Source organism: Paenibacillus liaoningensis (genome assembly GCF_059609455.1).
On the sequence record NZ_JCAALU010000008.1, the window covers coordinates 218,778 to 236,252 of the forward strand.

The window sequence follows — 17,475 nt, forward strand, 5'->3', positions numbered from 1 at the left end:
AAGCTGCTATCCGTTTTTTGATTTTAACAAGCAAATAAGAAGGCGTTTTCAAGATTTGTTGGAAAAAATAGAGCATTAGCAGCAACAGTAATGGATTCGATGGACTTATATGTGTTATAATTTCTTATTGATGTTTAAACACGGGTGAGCACAAGGATATAAGGATGTGACTAAAGCATGACAAAGGGGAATTCAGCGGATTTGAAAGCCGCTAATAAAGATAGGGATTACTCGAAATATTTTGATTTCTCTGATGCGAAGGTTCTTAGCGAGGAAGACGGCAAAATCACCTATCGAATCAAAGGACGCAATATTCAAATCAATGCTGCTCCGAACCACAAGGAAGAGAAAAAACGGGGCAAAGAGGATATAGAGGTTCATTATGATTTTTCCATACCGGAGGAATTCCGGACGCTGGGCAAAGGCAAGTTTTATTTGATTCAAACGTACGGCTGCCAAATGAATGAGCATGACACGGAAGTTATGAAGGGCATGTTCGAGGAAATGGGCTATACGGCGACGGAAGATCGGACTGAGGCGGATGTGGTGCTGCTGAATACATGTGCGATCCGGGAAAATGCCGAGGATAAAGTGTTCGGGGAGCTTGGGCATCTTAAGGTGCTGAAGCAGCAGAAGCCGGGCTTGCTGCTCGGCGTATGCGGCTGCATGTCGCAGGAGGAATCGGTTGTCGGACGTATTTTGCAAAAACATTCCTTCGTCGATATGATTTTTGGTACGCATAACATTCACCGCTTGCCGTTCCTGCTGCAAAATGCCTATTTCAGCAAAGAGATGGTTGTCGAGGTGTGGTCCAAAGAAGGCGACATTATCGAAAACATGCCGAAGAAACGTGAAGGCATGCGGGCTTGGGTTAACATTATGTATGGGTGCGATAAATTTTGCACTTACTGCATTGTGCCTTATACAAGAGGCAAGGAACGCAGCCGTCGTCCGGAGGACGTCATCGCCGAAGTAAGGGAGCTGGCAAGACAAGGCTTCAAGGAAGTGACGCTGCTTGGGCAAAACGTGAACGCTTACGGCAAAGATTTTGAAGATATAGCGTATCGCTTTGGCGACCTCATGAACGACATGTCTAAAATCGACATTCCGCGTGTTCGGTTTACAACGAGCCATCCTAGAGATTTTGATGATCATCTCATTGAGGTGCTGGCGCAGCGGGGCAATCTGGTCGAGCATATTCATCTGCCTGTTCAATCGGGCAGCACGGAAGTGCTTAAACGGATGAGCCGTAAATATTCGCGTGAAATGTATTTAGAGCTTGTGGGTAAAATTAAGGCGGCTATCCCGGATGCTATGCTGACCTCTGATATTATCGTCGGGTTCCCTGGCGAAACGGATGAGCAGTTCGAGGATACGCTCTCGCTCGTTCGCGAGGTGGGCTTTGACTCAGCCTATACCTTCATCTATTCGCCGCGTGAGGGCACGCCAGCTGCCGGTATGGAGGATAATGTTCCACTTGATGTCAAGAAACGTCGGCTGCAGCGTCTGAATGATTTGCTGAAGCAGATGAGCCTGGAGAGTCATGAACGGATGATCGGCACGACAATCGAGGTGCTGATTGAAGGTGAGAGCAAAAATAACGCAAATGTGCTAGCTGGACGTACACGTACGAACAAGCTCGTTCATTTGGAAGGTCCGCAGGAATGGATTGGCCAGCTCATTCAAGCGAAAGTAACAGAAGCGAAAACCTGGTATATTAAAGCAGAGCCTACAGGAACGGAGCTGCGCGAAGCGGTTGTACTCTAAACGAAACGGAAGCTTTGCTGCCAAAGGACGGCTTCAGCCGTTTACACTTGAAACTAAATAACAGGAGAGATGATATATGTCTGAGCAACAAACGGTCCAAGGCAATACGGAGCATGGCCATCACCATCATGAGCATGGTGAAGGATGCGGCATTCCAAAGTTTGATACGCGTGATTTGCTAATTCGCGAAGACATTATGAAGAAGGCGAAGGAGCTTGCTGACCTGATTTATACTTCTGAGGAAGTACAGCATTACCGCCGTGCGGAAAGCCAAATTCAAGGCAATACGAAAATTCAGGAATTAATTGCGACTGTAAAGAAAAAGCAGAAGGAACTAGTCGCATTTGAGACAACTTTCAAAAACGAAACGATGGTCAAAAAAATCGAGCAGGAAATGGAAGTGCTGCAGGATGAGCTGGACGGCATTCCGATTGTAACGGAATTCCAGCAAAGCCAGTCCGACATCAACTATTTGCTGCAGCTCGTTATTTCCATTGTACGGGATACGGTTTCTGAGAAAATCAATGTGGAGGCAGGAGCTGAGGAAGCGCCTGCTGAGTGCGACTAACAACTTGCTTGAGGTTGAACCAGTGGAATTCGGGCAAGTGCAATGAAACAGGAAAGGGGCTGTGCAATGGTGGAATACCATTGCTTGCAGCCCCTTTTTTTGTAACTATTGAAGGTAAAGAGTGTAATGAATTTGAAGGAATTTATGGTGTTGTTGTGAATGGAACAGCAGGAGCGGCGTTTTTATTGCTAGTTGAAGCTTGTATCCGCAAAATATAAGGCTTTAACGCCAGCGTTATAATGACGGCCAGTACGGACTTGGCAGCATCGCCGGGGAGGAATGGGTAGCAGCCATTAATCATTGCTTTTTGAAACGAGAGGCCTGTTGCTTGCATGAGCCAAGGGATGCCGATGACATAAGCGAAAAAAGAACTAAACAGCTCGAAAATGACAAATAGCAAAATAGCAGTTGCGACCCGATTTTTTGCTGCAAAAGAGCTATGAAGCAGCTTGGATGTGAAGAAGCCTACAAGCAGAGCGCAAAAGGGGAAGGCAACGAGAAAACCGCCGGTAGGTCCAGCTATCATGCCGAAGCCGCCATTTCCGTTAATAAGCGGAAGTCCGATCGTAGCTAGTACAACGACAATCAAAATAGAGAAAAATCCATTGCGTGCACCGAGGAATATCCCTGCGAGTGCAACGGCGAGTGTTTGAAGGGTTATCGGTACGGGTGAAGCGGCAAACTTGAATTGAAGGCTGCTCATGACAATAAATAAGGCAGCGAACAAGGCTATGTACACCATGCTGCGAATATTCGTACTGCTTTTGATCAATGAAATCGTCTCCTTTAAAATGATGATTGCTTTTATAATGTTAACCAATTATCATTTGTTTATGGTTAACAAAATGGATTGTAGCACAGAGCGGCGCTTTGGGGAAGAGGGCAGGTGAAATTTTTTTGAACGATTATTTAATACGGGTTGAGGGGCTTACGGTTAAGCCACGCGTTTTTGATGCGGCGAGTGAGCAGCTTCCAATAATAAGAGGTGTCAGTCTTGCCCTGAAGGAAGGGGATTGGTTGACGCTGCTAGGGAGCAATGGGAGTGGCAAAAGTACGCTCGCTAAGGTCATAGCCGGATTTCCTGTAGGCGAGAAAAGCGGGACTTATTTAATGGGGGGAAAGCTTGCTGCCTACAATAAGCCGATTCCAATTGTGATGCAGCAGCCCGAGGCTTCCATGCTTGGCGCAACACCTTGGGAGGATGTTGTGCTGATGCTGGAGCAGCATGGAATTGCTAGCGATGAAATAGCTGCATTGGCAGAACAGTCGCTTAGCTTAACCGGCTTGCTGGAACGGAAGGACCAAGCTGTCGGCACCTTGTCGGGCGGGCAGAAGCAGCTGACAGCTATTGCTGGCTGTTTGGCTGTCAACTCGCCTGTGCTGGTGCTCGATGAAGCCACGGCAATGCTTGATCCTGAAGCAAGCCTGGCTATTGGGGAGCAAGTGCGGGAGCTTCATGCCGCAGGAGGAACGATCATATGGATTACGCAAAAGCTGGCTGAGCTTCGACATGGTGATCGAGTCGTTGTGATGGAACAGGGCCAAATCGTTTTTGACGGGACTACGGAGTCGTTTTATGAGCGTAGTGCTATTGTAAAAGATGCGGCGAGTACGGGGAGTGAAGAAGGAGGGCGGAGCTGGTGCGAGCGGCTCGGTTTTGAAGCCCCCTATGCGGTACAGACCGCTTGGGAGCTGGAGAAGCTGGGTATCGTTTTAAAGCCTTTGCCTTTGACCGTAGACAGGCTTGCGGAGGCGCTGCAAAGATGACCGACCTTAGCTGGAGACTGGAAGAGATACGCGTCTGTGCTGCGGGAGAACGAGACAAGACGCTTCTGACTATTAAAGAAAAGCTCGTTTTTAAAGAAGGCACGATTACACTGCTCATTGGCAGCAATGGTGCGGGCAAATCCACGCTGCTGGAAACAATGGCAGGGCTTCGCAGGCTGAACGAAGGCGAAATTGCGCTTGGCGCTGATAACCTTTGGATGAAAAAGGGCAGACGCAGACGTCTCAGTCGCAGCGTTGTGCAGAATACGGGCATCGCGCTCCAGCATTCGGAGTCGCAATGGTTTGCGGCGACCGTGAAGGAGGAGCTCCTTTATTCACTGAAGCCGTATAAGCTGGAGCCGCCGGAGAAGGAGCGGCGGCTGCATGATGCGCTGCAAGCAGCAGGCTTGCCTGCCGAGCTGCTTGCCCGCGATCCTTGGTCGCTCAGCGGCGGACAGCAGCGGCGGCTCGCACTCGCTTGCCTGCTGGCCTGCAAGCCGCAATGGCTGCTGCTGGATGAGCCGACGGCGGGGCTGGACGCCGAGGGCATAAGCCGCTTGTGCGCCGTATTAGCGGCGCACAAGGCGTCTGGGCGCGGAGCGGTCGTGGCAACGCACGACCCGGGAGCGCTGCTGCCGCTTGCGGACGAAGTCGTCGTGGTCGAGGGCGGCTCAGTCCGCGAAGCGGTCGCTGCATCGGCGTGGGCGAACGCACACGCTGCAGATGCAGCTGCGCCGCAGGCGCTGCGCGCGCTGGCGAAGCTGCGCGGCTTCGCGGCGCAGCCGCCGGGCGGTGGCGCCGCCGTATGGCCGGCGCCAAAGGCGCTTGCGGCGGCGATCCATGCCGCCGCCGCGCAGCCGCAAAGCGGCCGGGCGGATGCCCCGGCCGCAGCGGCGCTGCCTGGCGCGGCGGCTTTGCCGCTCGCCGCGCCGCAGGCGCCTCCGGCGATGGAGCTTCGCCCATCGCCAGGCGCAAAGCCCACAGCGGCGAACGCTTCGCCGCCGCTGCCTAAACCCAAGCGCCGGCAACTCCCGCCGGCGCAGCCCGAAGCGCAGCGCCTGGCGACGCGCTTCGATCCAAGAGCGCTTATCGCCGCCTACATGCTGCTGGCGGCGACCATCATCATGCAGCATAGCTGGAGCGGCTTGCTGCTGGCAGGAGCGCTTGCAGCCGCCATATGGCTGCCGCTGCGCGCTCAAATGCGGCCTTGGCTCGGCTTTATTCGAGCCTACGCCTTAATCATTCTGCTCTTCGGTGTAGTAGCCGGAGCGCAGATCCAGCCCTTATCGTTTGATTGGGAGCAATCAGCACGAACGATGCTCCGCTTGGCGACGCTTTTTTGCGCCATGCTGCTGGGCTTGCCGATGCTGCTGCTTATGACGCCGCTGCGAATTCAGCGGGCGCTGGAGCAAACATTCGGCTGGCTGAGCCGGTTTAAAGTACCGATCTCAGCGATTACGTTGACCGTGACCTTAATATTTCGATTTATTCCGCTGCTGCTTAAGGAATGGGAGCGGTTTGCGAAAATCGCGCATACGCGAGGGAAGGCAATTACGCCAGTCGGCTCATTGCCGCCCTCGATGCTGGCATCGGCGATTATCCCTTACATTCGTTCGATTTTGCGAATGGCGGAGCAAATGGCAGAGGCGCTGGAGGCGAGAGGGTTTGGCAACAGTGAGATTCGTTCGACACAAGGCTTTCGCTTGCGATTTGGCCGTCAGGATGTGCTGCTGCTTGCCGGGGCGGTTTTCGGAGCGGCTCTGCTGTATATGGTAGCATTATTTTAAACGTTCAGGATGACGAAGGTTTAGCGTTCTTTTCGTATTTTTCGAGGAAGCAAGCTGGCTTCACTGACATTCGAACCCTGTACTTAATCCCTCTACTACCGGGAATGCTGCCGTCTAATGAATGTGAGTGAAAGGTAGCGCCATGCTCTTAATTTCAAGTGTTTACATTATTCCCTGCACAAAGGTGTCTTTGGAGGACACAGCAGCCGCTATTTCAATCGAAGCATGGGTTTTGGGACAGGCTGCGGACTCAGAAGCCGCTAATATGCTGCCCATCGCCATTTTGGCAGGATGAGGAGGGCAATAGCGGATCTCCTGTCCGCGTGCGGCCTGAAATCGGAGAAAAAGTAAGAATAGCGGAACCTCAGTCCGCCAAAAAAGGAGTGAGGGTCCAGAGTTTCGTGTTCCAAGCCACAGTAATCTCAGCAATTGTGTTCTCAGCAATAGTGATCCGAGCAACAATCGCAGGCTGTAAGGCTGTAGTTTCCAAGCCTTGAAGCGTCAGAGGCGTTTTTCCTGGAATAAGCGCTAAGCAAGGAGCAGTATGCCTGTCTCAGGAGCTAAAATTTATGTCCGAACAGCGGCAACCACGGGCAAACCGGCATCCTATGAACAAGTGCTGGTGGTAGTAAGCGAGAATATCAAAATTGTCACAATTGCAGGCTCTTCAATTGCTGGAATAAACGTGCCAGTAGTTGGCGAAAGGCCAGTAGCGGTTCTAGCGGATACGACCGAGTACACAGCTACTATTGGCTGGTTGCCTGCGCATAGCACATTTGCTGCCAATACAGCATATACAGCAACCATTACCATTACACCGAAAAACGGATATACATAAACAGGAGGAATGGAAGATTCCTTGGATGTCTTCGAAGCAACAGCATCAAATGAAACGGATTCAGGAGTTGTAACAGCGATATTCCCAGCAACAGCAGCGGTAATTGCTGAAACAGCGATACCGGGAATAACGGTGCCTGGGTGCCTGTCTTTGGGGGAATTACAGTAACGACAGTAGATACGCAGGCAGCAAAATAAGCGGCAATAAAATCACAGTGGATGTCAATCCCTTTACGAAGTTTGCGGTATTAGTTGTGGATATTCATCCAATTAATGTTAATTTTTGTGACATCTCCGGGCATTGGGCGGAGGCAAATGTTGATCAAGCAGTCAGCAGCGGCATTGTGAACGGGTATGCAGACGGCACCTTTAAACCGGGTAAAATGGTTTCTCAAGCGGAATTTGTTGTGATGCTGATGAATACGCTATACGCTGAAGCCGCAAGATGATGGAAAGGCTCTAACCTTCACAGATACAACGAATACTAGCAGCTGGGCTCATAAAGCAGTCGGTCAAGCCTTGCAAGCTGGCATTATTAACGGTTACGAGGATGGAAGCTTCCGTCCGAACGCACAAATTACACGTGCTGAGATGGCAGCAATGATCGCGATTGCATTAGGCCATACAAGCGCAGCGAGTGCTGCAACTGGGTTTGCAGATGAAGCGGTAATTCCGGCATGGGCAAAAGGCAGCATTGCTTATTATGAAGAAATCCGGTAAAAGGAAAAGGAAAAGGAGATAATGATTTCGCCCCTCAAGACCTTGCGACAAGAGCTGAGGCAGTTACGGTGCTGCTTAACATGCTGGCACAGAAGAATAAATAAATTGGATGGATTAGCGGATCCTGGATGCGTAAAGCAAATAATGAAATGTGAATGAATACATTGGGCGGATATATAAAGGGCAGAAATGAACGACAACCTTTGAGACCCTCTGCTGAAATTACAAAAATAGCGCCGCAGGCACTTACACCTGTGGCGCTATTTTTCGTTTTTGGGAAACGGCTATCTTCATCACGAACGAACCGTTGTTTCAGCACGCTTACAACTCAATGCCCTTTTTCTCTGAGCTCCTTCATATACCACCACGCACTAAGCAGCGCTGCGGCAGCGCCGAGCATGCCGCCGAACCAGAAGCCGCTATTCATGCCCCAGCTGTCGTTGAGCCAACCGGCTAGAAAAGGGCCGGAGAACATTCCAATCGAATACACGGCCTGATAAAGGCCCATTGCAGTAGCTCTCCCAGCAGGCTGGACGTCACGAATCGAGAGCCCGAGCAGCAGCGGCAAATGCAAGCCTTGAGCGAAGCCGTTTATCGCTTGCGTCAGTACCAGCATAGCGAACGAATCCGTATAGGCAATGGCCACCGTACATATTGCGCTTAACACGAAGCCAATTCCAATCGTGACCCAGTTGCCAAAACGCGGTGCGAACCATTTGGCGGTGAACATCGAAGCGAGCGCATGCGGCAGCATAAAGGCAAAAACAATGAAAGTCAGCCCATACCCGGTAATGCCCAGCGTCTCTGCCTTGAGTGGCGTGAAGCCAAACATCGTTATGAACAGCACGCCATGTGCGAGAATGGAGAGCAGCGATACTTGAAGCAAGAGCTTCGTGCCGATAATGCTGCGCGCCATCGCGAGTGTCATGCCGATGCGCTCATGCAGCTGTTTTTGCGGTTCTTTTAAAATTAGGGCTAGCAACAGCCCTACCCCAGCGATAACAGCCCCAGTAATGAATGGTGCTGCTTCTCCCCACATATCGGTCACTGTTCCGCTCATCAGCATGCCGAGCATTTGGCCGCTAACGATCATCACGCTGATGCTTCCCATCGCCTTCGCAGCATCTTCTGCGGCAAAATAATTGGCATACATGACTGTAAAAGCAACCCACGTTGAGGCGCATATGCCTGCCATTGCCCGGCCTCCGAGCGGCCATAGCCAGTGTCCTGGCACCAGAAACATCAGGCAGCTTAACAGAGCAGTCACCATGCCCAGTATAATAAAAGGCTTGCGTTTGCCGAAGCGGTCAGAAGCGACACCAACTGGGAAACGGACGAGCATTTGAACAAAGCCATAGCTGCCAAGCACAATGCCAATCAGCTGCATCGACAAGCCGCGGCCGCTCAAAAAAGGCGATAACGTCGGTACGTAAACGTACATTGAAGTCCAGTATAATAGCGTAACAATCGTAAACAACAAGCGCTGTGAAGCAGTAGAATGAGCTGGTTCAGAAGCTGACAAAGCAGTAGACATCTTTATAAAACCCCTTTCATCACTACTTTAGCCTACGATCCGGCTCTTTGTCACCCACAAATATGGTTGGTTTCTTCAAATAAATGGGAATGACGAGTTTTATATTTTTGGCATAAGATAAATGCTGCTAGTACCGTGAAGCCGCAGTGTGGTCCCGAAGGGGCGAACTTCTGCCGATTATGGATTTATCCAGCAAGTGTAAATAAATGAGATTGTGCTTAAGCCTTGGGTCGCTTTATGCGAACAAGGCTTTTCTTTTTCCTGCATTGGATGAATTATGTAAAATTATGAAACATTTTCGTCGTATTTTGCGTTAGAAACTTGGATGAGTACATAAAAAAATAGGGAGGGGTCTGTCTGTGAGTCGATTAGGGTTTAAATTAAAGCTTTTTGTCATGATGATTATGATCGCCAGTTTATGTGCGGACCTTGGAGCAACAGGCTCGAAAGCGTTTGCCGAAACGGCAGGCATTGAGCTGAAAGCAGAAGCAGGCTATCAGGGCAGTGTGAAAGTGGATAAAAGAATGCCTGCCCATCTAACATTGACGAATCGGACGAATGCCGACTTAAAGGGCGAGGTTGTCATTTCGATTATTTCGCCTTATGGCGGGATGACGACCGATTATGTCGTGCCGGTCGAATTGCCGAAAGAAACGCCCGTCGAGCTGACGGTTTCATTGCCAGGCACGCAGCTGAGCAAAGACAATAACAAAATACGCTTTTTTGAAGGCGCATCAGCCAAAGGGAAGGAAGTAGCTTTCATTGGCAAAGCCTTTTTGGATAGCAATGGCACTTCCGATTACACTTTCGGGGTTCTTGCAAGCGATCCCGATACGTTAAATTTCATGCCTTCGCTGAATGTGCGAGGCTATCAAATTTCCGTAATGCCGCTGACGCGGGAGCAACTGCCGAACGAAGCTTCGCTGCTCGATTACTTTGATGTCCTTGCCATTAATGATGTTGCGACTTCGGATTGGAGCGAGCAGCAGGTGGCGGCTATTACTGGCTGGATCAGCAAGGGAGGCACGCTTCTGCTCTCTGGAGGCGCAGGCTACAGCAAAACAGCGAAAGCTTTTGCAGCTATTGCGCCGGTTGAGCCGGATGGCGGGACGGTGTCACAGCCGATTTCGCCTGAAATGGTGAACGCCGGCGAAGCAAAAAGCGCAAGTGCAGGTGATATGACACTGTCGACAGGCAAGCTTGCAACTGGGGCAACAAAGCTGATAGGCGGGGAAACGCCGATTGCGGTTGAGCGCAAGCTGGGACTTGGCAAGGTGCTGTACATTGCTTTTGATCCCGCACTGGAGCCCATTGCTTCTTGGTCGGGAAGTGCCACGTTATATGCGAATTGGCTGCAAAGCTCGTTATTTCCGATGCAGCAGGGCTATATGAGCGGCAACAATGCGTATTGGGGCTTTCAACAAATTGTAGATCAATTTCCTTCGATTACACCGCCTAATTTTGGCCTGCTACTCGTCATGTTTATCATTTATATGATTATTGTAGCTCCAGTGCTGTATTTGGTGCTGCGCAAGGCAGATAAGCGGGAGTGGTCATGGTGGCTCATTCCGCTCATCTCCATTATTTGCGCTGTTGCTATTTTCTTCTTCGGTGCTGAAAATAAACGTTTTATGTCTACCCACACGGTTCAAACCGTGCAATTATCTGGCCAAGGCGACGGGGTTAAAACCGGGGCATTTTCGATCTTCGTTCCGAATGGCGGCGAAGTTGTTGCCCGCTTCGATGAAATGCTTCCCCTCACACCTTATGCATCAGGCAGCAGCACGGGCGACTTGAATTTGCGCAGCGACAGCAGAGTGGTGAGCATAGAAGGACAAACGACAGCTGAATGGAAAAATGTGGAATATTGGTCGACACGCAAAGCCGTGTTTGAAAATGTTCCCATGCAGGAGCAGGTCGGACAATTCAAGGTGTCCTACCAGAACAGCAACGGGCAAATGGAGTATATCATTAAAAATGACACCTTGAACGATTTAAATGATGTGGTTGTGGTGATGAACGGCAGCAGCTATTCAATCGGTGATTTAAAGCAAGGCGAAGAAGGTTCTGCGCTCATCTCCAACAATCCCAACACGAATATGGGATATTTTAATTACGGCAGCATGATATTCCCGTATCAGAGCGGCAATCAGGATACGTTCAGCAGGCAGCGCACGCTGGTCGAAACGTATTTTAATATGAACTACAGTTCTTCGACAATACCGATGATTTATGGTCCGGTCATTATCGGATTCAGTGAAAATGAAGACGCATTGTTTACTGTTAATAACAATAAAGTAAAAGCTGCTAATTTGACGATGTGGGTGCAGAGCTTGGGCGAGATGGAGCCGGATGAAAACGGCCGCCTTGTCGTGCCGGCAGGATTCGTGAATCCTGTTATTATTGAGAAAAGCGTCAATCGAATAGAAAATTATGGAAACTCAACTTTTTCAATTGGGCAAGGTGAGCTGGTGCTGGAATACAGCTTCCCTGAGCGTGAACAGCTGACATACGACCAATTGGACATTCACCTTGATCCTTCCCAATCCGGGCAAAATTTGAAGTGGCTCATTTGGGATGAAGCGCAAGGCAAATGGATTAAAGTAGCAGCGGAAATGGACGATCCTTCGAGCTATCTCATTGACGGCTTCAAATTGCGGATGAAGCTGATCGTAAACACGGATCTCGAGACGAGAATGCCGCAAGTTGCAGTGGAAGGCGAGGTGGCGAAGCATGAATAAGGCGGAGCAGGCGGAAATACAAAGGGAGCAGGAAGCGGGGATTGTGCCTGATCATGAGCAAGCAGCCGTTCCTATGATTGAAATTAAAGGACTAAGTAAGTCTTTCGGCTCGTTTCATGCTTTAAAATCGCTCGATTTAACGATTGCCAAAGGCAAGGTGTTTGGCTTTGTAGGGCCGAATGGAGCAGGAAAATCAACGACGATGTCGATTTTGGCTACGCTTCTGTCTCCCACATCAGGCTATGCCAAAGTAGATGGCTTTGATGTGACGAAGCATCCGGCAGAAGTGAGAAAGCGCATTGGATATATGCCGGATTTCTTCGGTGTGTACGATCAGTTTAAAGCGGTCGAATATTTGCATTTTTATGGTGCGAGCTATGGCATTCCCAAAAAGGAACGGGAAGAGCTCATTCCGCAGCTGCTTGAGCTGGTCAATCTCAGTGACAAGCGGGACGCTTATGTCGATACGCTGTCGCGTGGCATGAAGCAGCGGCTGTGCTTGGCACGCTGCCTTGTGCACGACCCCGATTTGCTCATACTCGATGAGCCCGCTTCCGGGCTTGATCCGCGGGCGAGAATCGAAATGAGGGAAATTTTGCTTGAGCTGAAGGCAATGGGCAAAACGATCATTATTTCCTCGCATATTTTGCCGGAGCTTGCGGAGATGGTTGACGAAATTGGCGTCATCGAGCATGGACAGATGATTGCTCAGGGCAATGTGTCGGATATTCAGAACCGGCTGCGGGTGAAGCGGATTTTATATATTCGGCTGCTGGAGCGGCTGGACGAGGCTGAGCAGTTTTTGCAGGAGCAGCCGCATGTGACGCGCCTGATGCGCGATGAACGGGGCATTCATGTCCATTTTAGCGGACAGGATATCGAACAGGCTGAGCTGGTCGGCGAGCTGATTGCTGCGGGCTATCGGATTATTTCGTTCAGTGAAGGGCAGACGAATTTGGAAGATGTCTTTTTGGAAATTACGAGAGGAGGGGACGGCTTCGAATGAGAAACGATACAGTAAGCAAAGACTGGCGCAGCAAGCTGATCAATCCGGTGCTGGATAAGGAATTCCGCTTGCGGATGCGGACGCCGCGCACGATGTGGACGCTGCTTGCCTATTTATTCGCCATTGGGCTGTTTGCCCTTAGCTCTATCTATTTGCTCAATATGAGCTCGGGCAATACTGCCTCCTTTAATCCGAGTGAAAGCCGGATACTGTTTTATTTTCTCAGCTTCGTACAGCTTGGCCTTATTTCCTTTATGGCTCCGGGCTTGACGGCTGGCGTTATAAGTGGGGAGCGCGAGCGGCAGACGCTTAATCTGCTGCTTACGACGCAGCAAAGCTCGACAACGATTATTTTAAGCAAGCTGCTGTCTTCCCTGAGCTTTATGATTTTAATCGTCATAAGTACACTTCCCATATACAGCATGATGTTTCTGTTCGGCGGCATATCGCCTGTGCAGCTGCTGCTCATCTTTTGCTTTTATTTATTTTTGATGATCGTAATCGGAGCATTCGGCGTTTTGTTTTCCACCCTCGTCAAGCGGACGATGATTGCTGTCATTTTGACGTATGGCGTGACCTTGTTTTTGTATGCGGGCACGGCGCTCATCGGTTATGTAGCGATAATGGTATCGATGCAGGTTTCAGGAAACAGCTCTTCTAACGAATGGATCGCTCATATTTTTGCATGGAATCCAGCGGTGGCGATGTACAGCATTTTGGACCCTAATATAACCAGAGAAATCGTTTATTCGGGATCTGGTGCAACAGCATCTGAACCGTTCCTGCAGCTATGGCAGGAGTTCATGCTCATTTATCTAGTATTAGCCGCTCTAGCGATTTGGTTAAGTATTCGTTACTTGCGTCCTCGCATGAAGCAAAACCGGAAATAAGGGATGAGAAGTCGGTATTAAATCAGGAGGGAACACGAATGGAGCCAAGCGGAAGCAGTCGGGCTAAAGAAGAACAGCAGCAGCTTCCTGAGCTGCTATTGCCGGTGCGCCTGAGATTGACGATGTTCACGATGTGCAAGTATGGGCTGAAAGGCTTGCTTATAGGCAGCTCGGCAGGCTTGCTGCTGCTGGTCGCAAGCAGGCTGTGGCCGCTGCTACATGCGCGGCCAGCGGCTGTGATTTTGGCGGCGGCGGGGCTGCTGGCGGGGCTGCTGTATGGGCTTCGGCGGCGCGCCTCGCTGCGTGATGCGGCGAGAGCGATGGATCGGCATGACACGGATGATGCCGTGTCGACCGCGCTTGATGGATGGCTGCGCCCGGCTGGGCAGCCATCTGCTATTGTTATGCTGCAGCGGCAGGAGGCTATCGCTGCAGCGAAAGCTTATGCCGCTATGCTGAGCAAGCGGCTGCCTTGGCCCGCATGGCCAGCGTGGAAGCGGGCCGTGCTGGGGGTTAGCGCGGTATGGGCTATTTCCGCGCTTTTGCTCGTATGGGCGAATCCGCTGGATCATTTGGCGGAGGAGCGGGCTGCTGAGCGGCAGCAGCTCGAAGCGCTGCGGGAAGAAGCGGCTGCGCTCGCGGAGGAAGCGGAGCAGGCAGATGTGCCTGAGGAGGCGAAGCAGCAGCTTGCCGAGCCGCTTGAGAAGCTGCGCAGCAAGCTGGAGGAAAACGACAGCGACATGGAAGCGGCGCTTGCCGAGCTGGCCGAGGCGATGCGCGAGCTTGAACAGACGGCGGAGCTGGCGAAGCAAACGGCGTCGCAGCTTGATGAGGCTGCGAAAGCGATGCAGCGCGAGCCTGCGCTGAAGCAGCTGGGAGCTGCGCTGCAGGACCGGCTGGAATCGGGCATGCGCGAAGCGATTAGCGATATGCGCTCGGAGCTGCAGAAGCTGACGCCTGAGCAGAAGGAGCAGCTTGCGCAGGCGCTGGAGCAGCTTGCCGAGCAGCTGCCGCAAGACAAGGAGGCGCTCGCGTCCGCATTGGCAGAAGCCGCGGAGCAAGCGCGCAATTCCGAAGCGGGTGATGACGCTTCGGGCAAAACGGAGGGCGGCGATGGCCTCGCCGCCCTGGAAGAAGCGCTGGCCGGCGAATTGTCGCAGGCACAGCTGGAGCAGCTGGCTAGCGCAATGGCGAGCCAGCTTGGACAAAGCGGACAGCCGCTTGCGGGCCAATTGGCTGCCAGCGGCGGTACCGTGCCGCCGAGCTGGGCAGCGGCGGCCTCCGGCAATGGCTCGCCTAGCGGCAGCAGCGCTGGCGGAGCATCGGGCTCGCCGAGCGAGCCCGTATCGGGCGCCGCGCCAGGAAGCTCCGGCGCTTCTGGCAGCGGCGGCGATCCTTCGTCCAGCGGTGCTGGGGCCGGTGCTGGAGCAGGAGCTGGTGCTGGCTCAGGTACAGGCGCCGGGGCCGGCCAAGGTGCTGGCAGTGGCTCGGGCAGTGGGCAAGGAGGCTTGCAAGGCGGTACTGGAGCGGGCGGACGAACGCTTGTAACAACGCCGCGCACGATGGCGGGTGAGGGCAATGTGCAGGAGGATGGCGGACCATCTACTGGCGGCCAAGAGCAAACGGGCGGCAAATCTCCAATGATTGACGGCACGACACGCCCTTACGAGGAAGTGTACAGCGAATATGCGACCGAAGCCAAAAAAGCGCTTGGACGCTCCCAGCTGCCACAGGCCATGCAGGATAAAGTAAAGCAATATTTCGACAACATACAGCCGAATCGATAAGGAGCGGGGTGGTCAAATGATAGAATCCAAGGAACAGATTACACAAGCGGCTGAGCGTATAGCTGCGCTGCAAGCGGAAATTGGGAGCGTCATTGTAGGGCAAAAAAAGGTAGTCGAGCAGCTATTGTGGTGCTTGCTGGCAGGCGGACATGCGCTGCTGGAAGGCATCCCCGGTCTTGGGAAAACAATGCTTGTCCGCACGGTGGCGGATACCATTTCCTTGCAATATTCAAGGATTCAATTTACGCCTGATCTAATGCCTGCGGATATTACGGGAACGACGCTGATCGATTTTACCGAGCAGGGGGCAGCGGGACGCAGCTTCCAGCCCGGACCGATCTTCGGCAATTTGGTGCTGGCCGATGAAATTAACCGTGCTACGCCAAAAACACAAAGCGCATTGCTCGAAGCGATGCAGGAAGGCACGGTGACAGCTGGCGGAGAAACCCGCCAGCTGCCGCGTCCTTTTTTTGTATTGGCAACGCAAAATCCTATCGAGCAGGAAGGGACATACCCGCTGCCGGAAGCGCAGCTTGACCGCTTCCTGCTCAAAATCGGCGTCAGCTATCCGACGCGCGAGGAGCTCAAAGAAATTGTGTTGCGCACAACGGCGGCTGCTCAGCCCCGCGCCCAAGTGAAGATGAACGGGGAAGAGCTGACCGAGCTGCAGCTGTATGCCAAGCATATTTTGGTCGCTGATGATGTGCTGGACTTGGCGGTCAGGCTAGTGATGATGACGCATCCCGCTGAAGCAGATGCTCCTGATGATGTGAAGCGATATGTTAGATTTGGCGCCGGACCGCGGGCGCTGCAAGCGATTGTGGCGGTCAGCAAGGTAAGGGCGCTTTGCAGCGGAAAGCTGCACGTATCGTGGAGCGATATTCGCGAGGTAGCTGTGCCAGCGCTTCGGCATCGGGTTGTACTCGGTTACGAGGCACAGGCAGCAGGCATAACGACGGATCAAATGACCGAATCCATCCTAAGCGCATTGGAGCTGACAAGATGAATGGGCAAGGCAGCGGTTCTGGAAGCGGATTCCAGCATTCAGCGTTCAGCGGTGCCTTAGCCAAGCTTTTTCCCGATTCCTCGCTGCTGCATCGTTTGGAGCGGATGAAAGTGGCTGCGGGCAGCCGGGTGAAGGGTTCGATGGCTGGCAAGCGCCGCTCTAGCACCCTCGGCGGCTCGCAGGAATTTGCAGACTATCGTCCTTATGCGCCCGGCGACGACATTCGCCGCTTGGATTGGAATGTGTATGGACGAACAGGCAGAGCGTATATGCGGCAATATTGGGATGAGCAGGAGCTTACGCTGCATGTGTACGTTGATGTATCTCCATCGATGAACTTTGGCAGCGAACAGGCTAACAAGCTGCTCTGCGCCTTGCAGCTGGCGGCCAGCGGGGGATACGCTGCGCTGTCAGGCGAGGACCGCGTTGCGGTCAAGCTGTTTGGCGGCACAGCTCCGGCAGAGCTTCCCTCGCTTCGCGGCAGGGGCTCCACTGCGCGTTTATTTCATTTTTTGGCGGCGGCTCTGGAACGGGGAATGGAGCAGCCGTCTTTTCAACAGGGCGAGGGGCTTAAGCCTTCTATGACGGGCCTAGGAAGAGCAATGGAACAACAGGCGGCAGCCCTGTCTATGAGGGAAGCTATTCAGCAGGCTGGTCAGCTCCCGCATCGTACGGGCGTCACTTGGGTCGTATCCGATGCGATGTATGAAGCGGGCATTGAAGAGACGCTGCTCAGCCTGCTTGCTGCCCGGCAGCAGGTTGTCTTTCTCCATTTATTGAGCCCAGAGGAGCTAAACCCAGCTTTGACAGGTGAATTGAATTTGCTCGACAGTGAACTCGGCACGGGCAAGGAGGTTGCTTTAGGCAGCCGTTTGCTCGAACAATATCGCGTTACAGTTAACGATTATTGCAGTCATCTTAAGAAGCTTTGCGCAGAGCGTGGAGCGCTTTATATTTTTATTGATACGAGCAAGCCGGTGGAGCAAACGGTTCAGCATACGCTGCTGCGCGCTGGTGTGCTGCACAGTCATAGTTAAGTTTGAACGGGAACTGATGTGAGGAGAA

At 52.3% G+C, this 17,475-nt stretch carries 16 protein-coding genes; 14 read left to right on the top strand and 2 right to left on the bottom strand.

Annotated elements, in window-relative coordinates:
* The first annotated feature begins 177 nt into the window (after window positions 1–177).
* Both miaB and AC6B99_RS13955 read left to right on the top strand, forming a co-directional pair.
* On the top strand, window positions 178–1,767 hold the full coding sequence (gene miaB, locus AC6B99_RS13950) for a tRNA (N6-isopentenyl adenosine(37)-C2)-methylthiotransferase MiaB (protein WP_056038068.1): 1,590 nt from the start codon (window positions 178–180) through the stop codon (window positions 1,765–1,767).
* Between the two features lie 76 nt (window positions 1,768–1,843).
* The gene (locus AC6B99_RS13955) at window positions 1,844–2,335 is read left to right on the top strand and encodes a YlbF/YmcA family competence regulator (RefSeq protein WP_056038065.1); all 492 of its coding nucleotides are present in this window, start codon (window positions 1,844–1,846) and stop codon (window positions 2,333–2,335) included.
* A 142-nt stretch (window positions 2,336–2,477) separates the two neighbouring features.
* On the opposite strand, the gene AC6B99_RS13960 is transcribed toward AC6B99_RS13955, so the two are convergent.
* Window positions 2,478–3,107, bottom strand: a complete 630-nt coding sequence (locus AC6B99_RS13960) for a biotin transporter BioY (protein ID WP_496663549.1) — start codon at window positions 3,105–3,107, stop codon at window positions 2,478–2,480.
* A gap of 125 nt (window positions 3,108–3,232) precedes the next feature.
* Between AC6B99_RS13960 and AC6B99_RS13965 the strand changes: the two genes are divergently transcribed.
* The 6 genes from AC6B99_RS13965 (at window position 3,233) to AC6B99_RS13990 (ending at window position 7,446) form a co-directional block, all read left to right on the top strand.
* A complete protein-coding gene (locus AC6B99_RS13965; protein WP_496663550.1) occupies window positions 3,233–4,102 on the top strand; it encodes an ATP-binding cassette domain-containing protein in 870 nt (289 codons plus the stop codon).
* The gene (locus tag AC6B99_RS13970; protein ID WP_496663551.1) at window positions 4,099–5,889 is read left to right on the top strand and encodes an ATP-binding cassette domain-containing protein; all 1,791 of its coding nucleotides are present in this window, start codon (window positions 4,099–4,101) and stop codon (window positions 5,887–5,889) included. Before AC6B99_RS13965 ends, AC6B99_RS13970 begins: the two co-directional genes overlap by 4 nt.
* Before the next feature lie 544 nt (window positions 5,890–6,433).
* Window positions 6,434–6,727: a hypothetical protein gene (locus AC6B99_RS13975; RefSeq protein ID WP_496663552.1), complete on the top strand. Its 294-nt coding sequence runs from the start codon at window positions 6,434–6,436 to the stop codon at window positions 6,725–6,727.
* A gap of 9 nt (window positions 6,728–6,736) precedes the next feature.
* Window positions 6,737–6,895: a hypothetical protein gene (locus AC6B99_RS13980; RefSeq protein ID WP_496663553.1), complete on the top strand. Its 159-nt coding sequence runs from the start codon at window positions 6,737–6,739 to the stop codon at window positions 6,893–6,895.
* A gap of 46 nt (window positions 6,896–6,941) precedes the next feature.
* Window positions 6,942–7,175 carry an S-layer homology domain-containing protein gene (locus AC6B99_RS13985; protein ID WP_056038055.1) on the top strand — a complete coding sequence of 78 codons (234 nt, stop codon included), beginning with the start codon at window positions 6,942–6,944 and terminating at the stop codon, window positions 7,173–7,175.
* Complete coding sequence (locus tag AC6B99_RS13990) at window positions 7,159–7,446, top strand: S-layer homology domain-containing protein (RefSeq protein ID WP_496663587.1); 288 nt, start codon at window positions 7,159–7,161, stop codon at window positions 7,444–7,446. Before AC6B99_RS13985 ends, AC6B99_RS13990 begins: the two co-directional genes overlap by 17 nt.
* A gap of 328 nt (window positions 7,447–7,774) precedes the next feature.
* Here the strand turns inward: AC6B99_RS13990 and AC6B99_RS13995 are convergent, their stop codons facing one another.
* Window positions 7,775–8,980 (bottom strand): MFS transporter, encoded by a 1,206-nt coding sequence (locus AC6B99_RS13995; RefSeq protein ID WP_496663554.1) that lies wholly within the window; start codon window positions 8,978–8,980, stop codon window positions 7,775–7,777.
* A gap of 359 nt (window positions 8,981–9,339) precedes the next feature.
* Between AC6B99_RS13995 and AC6B99_RS14000 the strand changes: the two genes are divergently transcribed.
* The 6 genes from AC6B99_RS14000 to AC6B99_RS14025 all read left to right on the top strand — a co-directional run bounded on the left by AC6B99_RS14000 (window position 9,340) and on the right by AC6B99_RS14025 (window position 17,447).
* Window positions 9,340–11,721, top strand: coding sequence for a DUF8725 domain-containing protein (locus AC6B99_RS14000; protein WP_056038048.1), 2,382 nt, complete (start codon window positions 9,340–9,342; stop codon window positions 11,719–11,721).
* Window positions 11,722–11,794: 73 nt separating this feature from the next.
* Window positions 11,795–12,727, top strand: a complete 933-nt coding sequence (locus tag AC6B99_RS14005; protein ID WP_099521825.1) for an ABC transporter ATP-binding protein — start codon at window positions 11,795–11,797, stop codon at window positions 12,725–12,727.
* Entirely contained in the window at window positions 12,724–13,617 is an 894-nt protein-coding gene (locus tag AC6B99_RS14010) for an ABC transporter permease (protein WP_496663555.1), read from the top strand. Before AC6B99_RS14005 ends, AC6B99_RS14010 begins: the two co-directional genes overlap by 4 nt.
* 38 nt (window positions 13,618–13,655) lie before the next feature.
* Window positions 13,656–15,404 (top strand): DUF8809 domain-containing protein, encoded by a 1,749-nt coding sequence (locus AC6B99_RS14015; protein WP_496663556.1) that lies wholly within the window; start codon window positions 13,656–13,658, stop codon window positions 15,402–15,404.
* A 16-nt stretch (window positions 15,405–15,420) separates the two neighbouring features.
* Window positions 15,421–16,410: an AAA family ATPase gene (locus tag AC6B99_RS14020; RefSeq protein ID WP_056038039.1), complete on the top strand. Its 990-nt coding sequence runs from the start codon at window positions 15,421–15,423 to the stop codon at window positions 16,408–16,410.
* Window positions 16,407–17,447 (top strand): DUF58 domain-containing protein, encoded by a 1,041-nt coding sequence (locus AC6B99_RS14025; RefSeq protein WP_496663557.1) that lies wholly within the window; start codon window positions 16,407–16,409, stop codon window positions 17,445–17,447. The genes AC6B99_RS14020 and AC6B99_RS14025 overlap by 4 nt, the downstream gene beginning before the upstream one ends.
* The last annotated feature ends 28 nt before the right edge of the window (window positions 17,448–17,475 follow it).

Excerpts from the sequence above, each read along its gene's own strand:
- miaB (WP_056038068.1), top strand. The coding sequence starts at position 178 with ATGACAAAGGGGAATTCAGCGGATTTGAAAGCCGCTAATAAAGATAGG.
- AC6B99_RS13955 (WP_056038065.1), top strand. The coding sequence starts at position 1,844 with ATGTCTGAGCAACAAACGGTCCAAGGCAATACGGAGCATGGCCATCAC.
- AC6B99_RS13970 (WP_496663551.1), top strand. The coding sequence starts at position 4,099 with ATGACCGACCTTAGCTGGAGACTGGAAGAGATACGCGTCTGTGCTGCG.
- AC6B99_RS13975 (WP_496663552.1), top strand. The coding sequence starts at position 6,434 with ATGCCTGTCTCAGGAGCTAAAATTTATGTCCGAACAGCGGCAACCACG.
- AC6B99_RS13980 (WP_496663553.1), top strand. The coding sequence starts at position 6,737 with ATGGAAGATTCCTTGGATGTCTTCGAAGCAACAGCATCAAATGAAACG.
- AC6B99_RS13995 (WP_496663554.1), bottom strand. The coding sequence starts at position 8,980 with ATGTCTACTGCTTTGTCAGCTTCTGAACCAGCTCATTCTACTGCTTCA.
- AC6B99_RS14005 (WP_099521825.1), top strand. The coding sequence starts at position 11,795 with ATGATTGAAATTAAAGGACTAAGTAAGTCTTTCGGCTCGTTTCATGCT.
- AC6B99_RS14010 (WP_496663555.1), top strand. The coding sequence starts at position 12,724 with ATGAGAAACGATACAGTAAGCAAAGACTGGCGCAGCAAGCTGATCAAT.
- AC6B99_RS14015 (WP_496663556.1), top strand. The coding sequence starts at position 13,656 with ATGGAGCCAAGCGGAAGCAGTCGGGCTAAAGAAGAACAGCAGCAGCTT.
- AC6B99_RS14020 (WP_056038039.1), top strand. The coding sequence starts at position 15,421 with ATGATAGAATCCAAGGAACAGATTACACAAGCGGCTGAGCGTATAGCT.
- AC6B99_RS14025 (WP_496663557.1), top strand. The coding sequence starts at position 16,407 with ATGAATGGGCAAGGCAGCGGTTCTGGAAGCGGATTCCAGCATTCAGCG.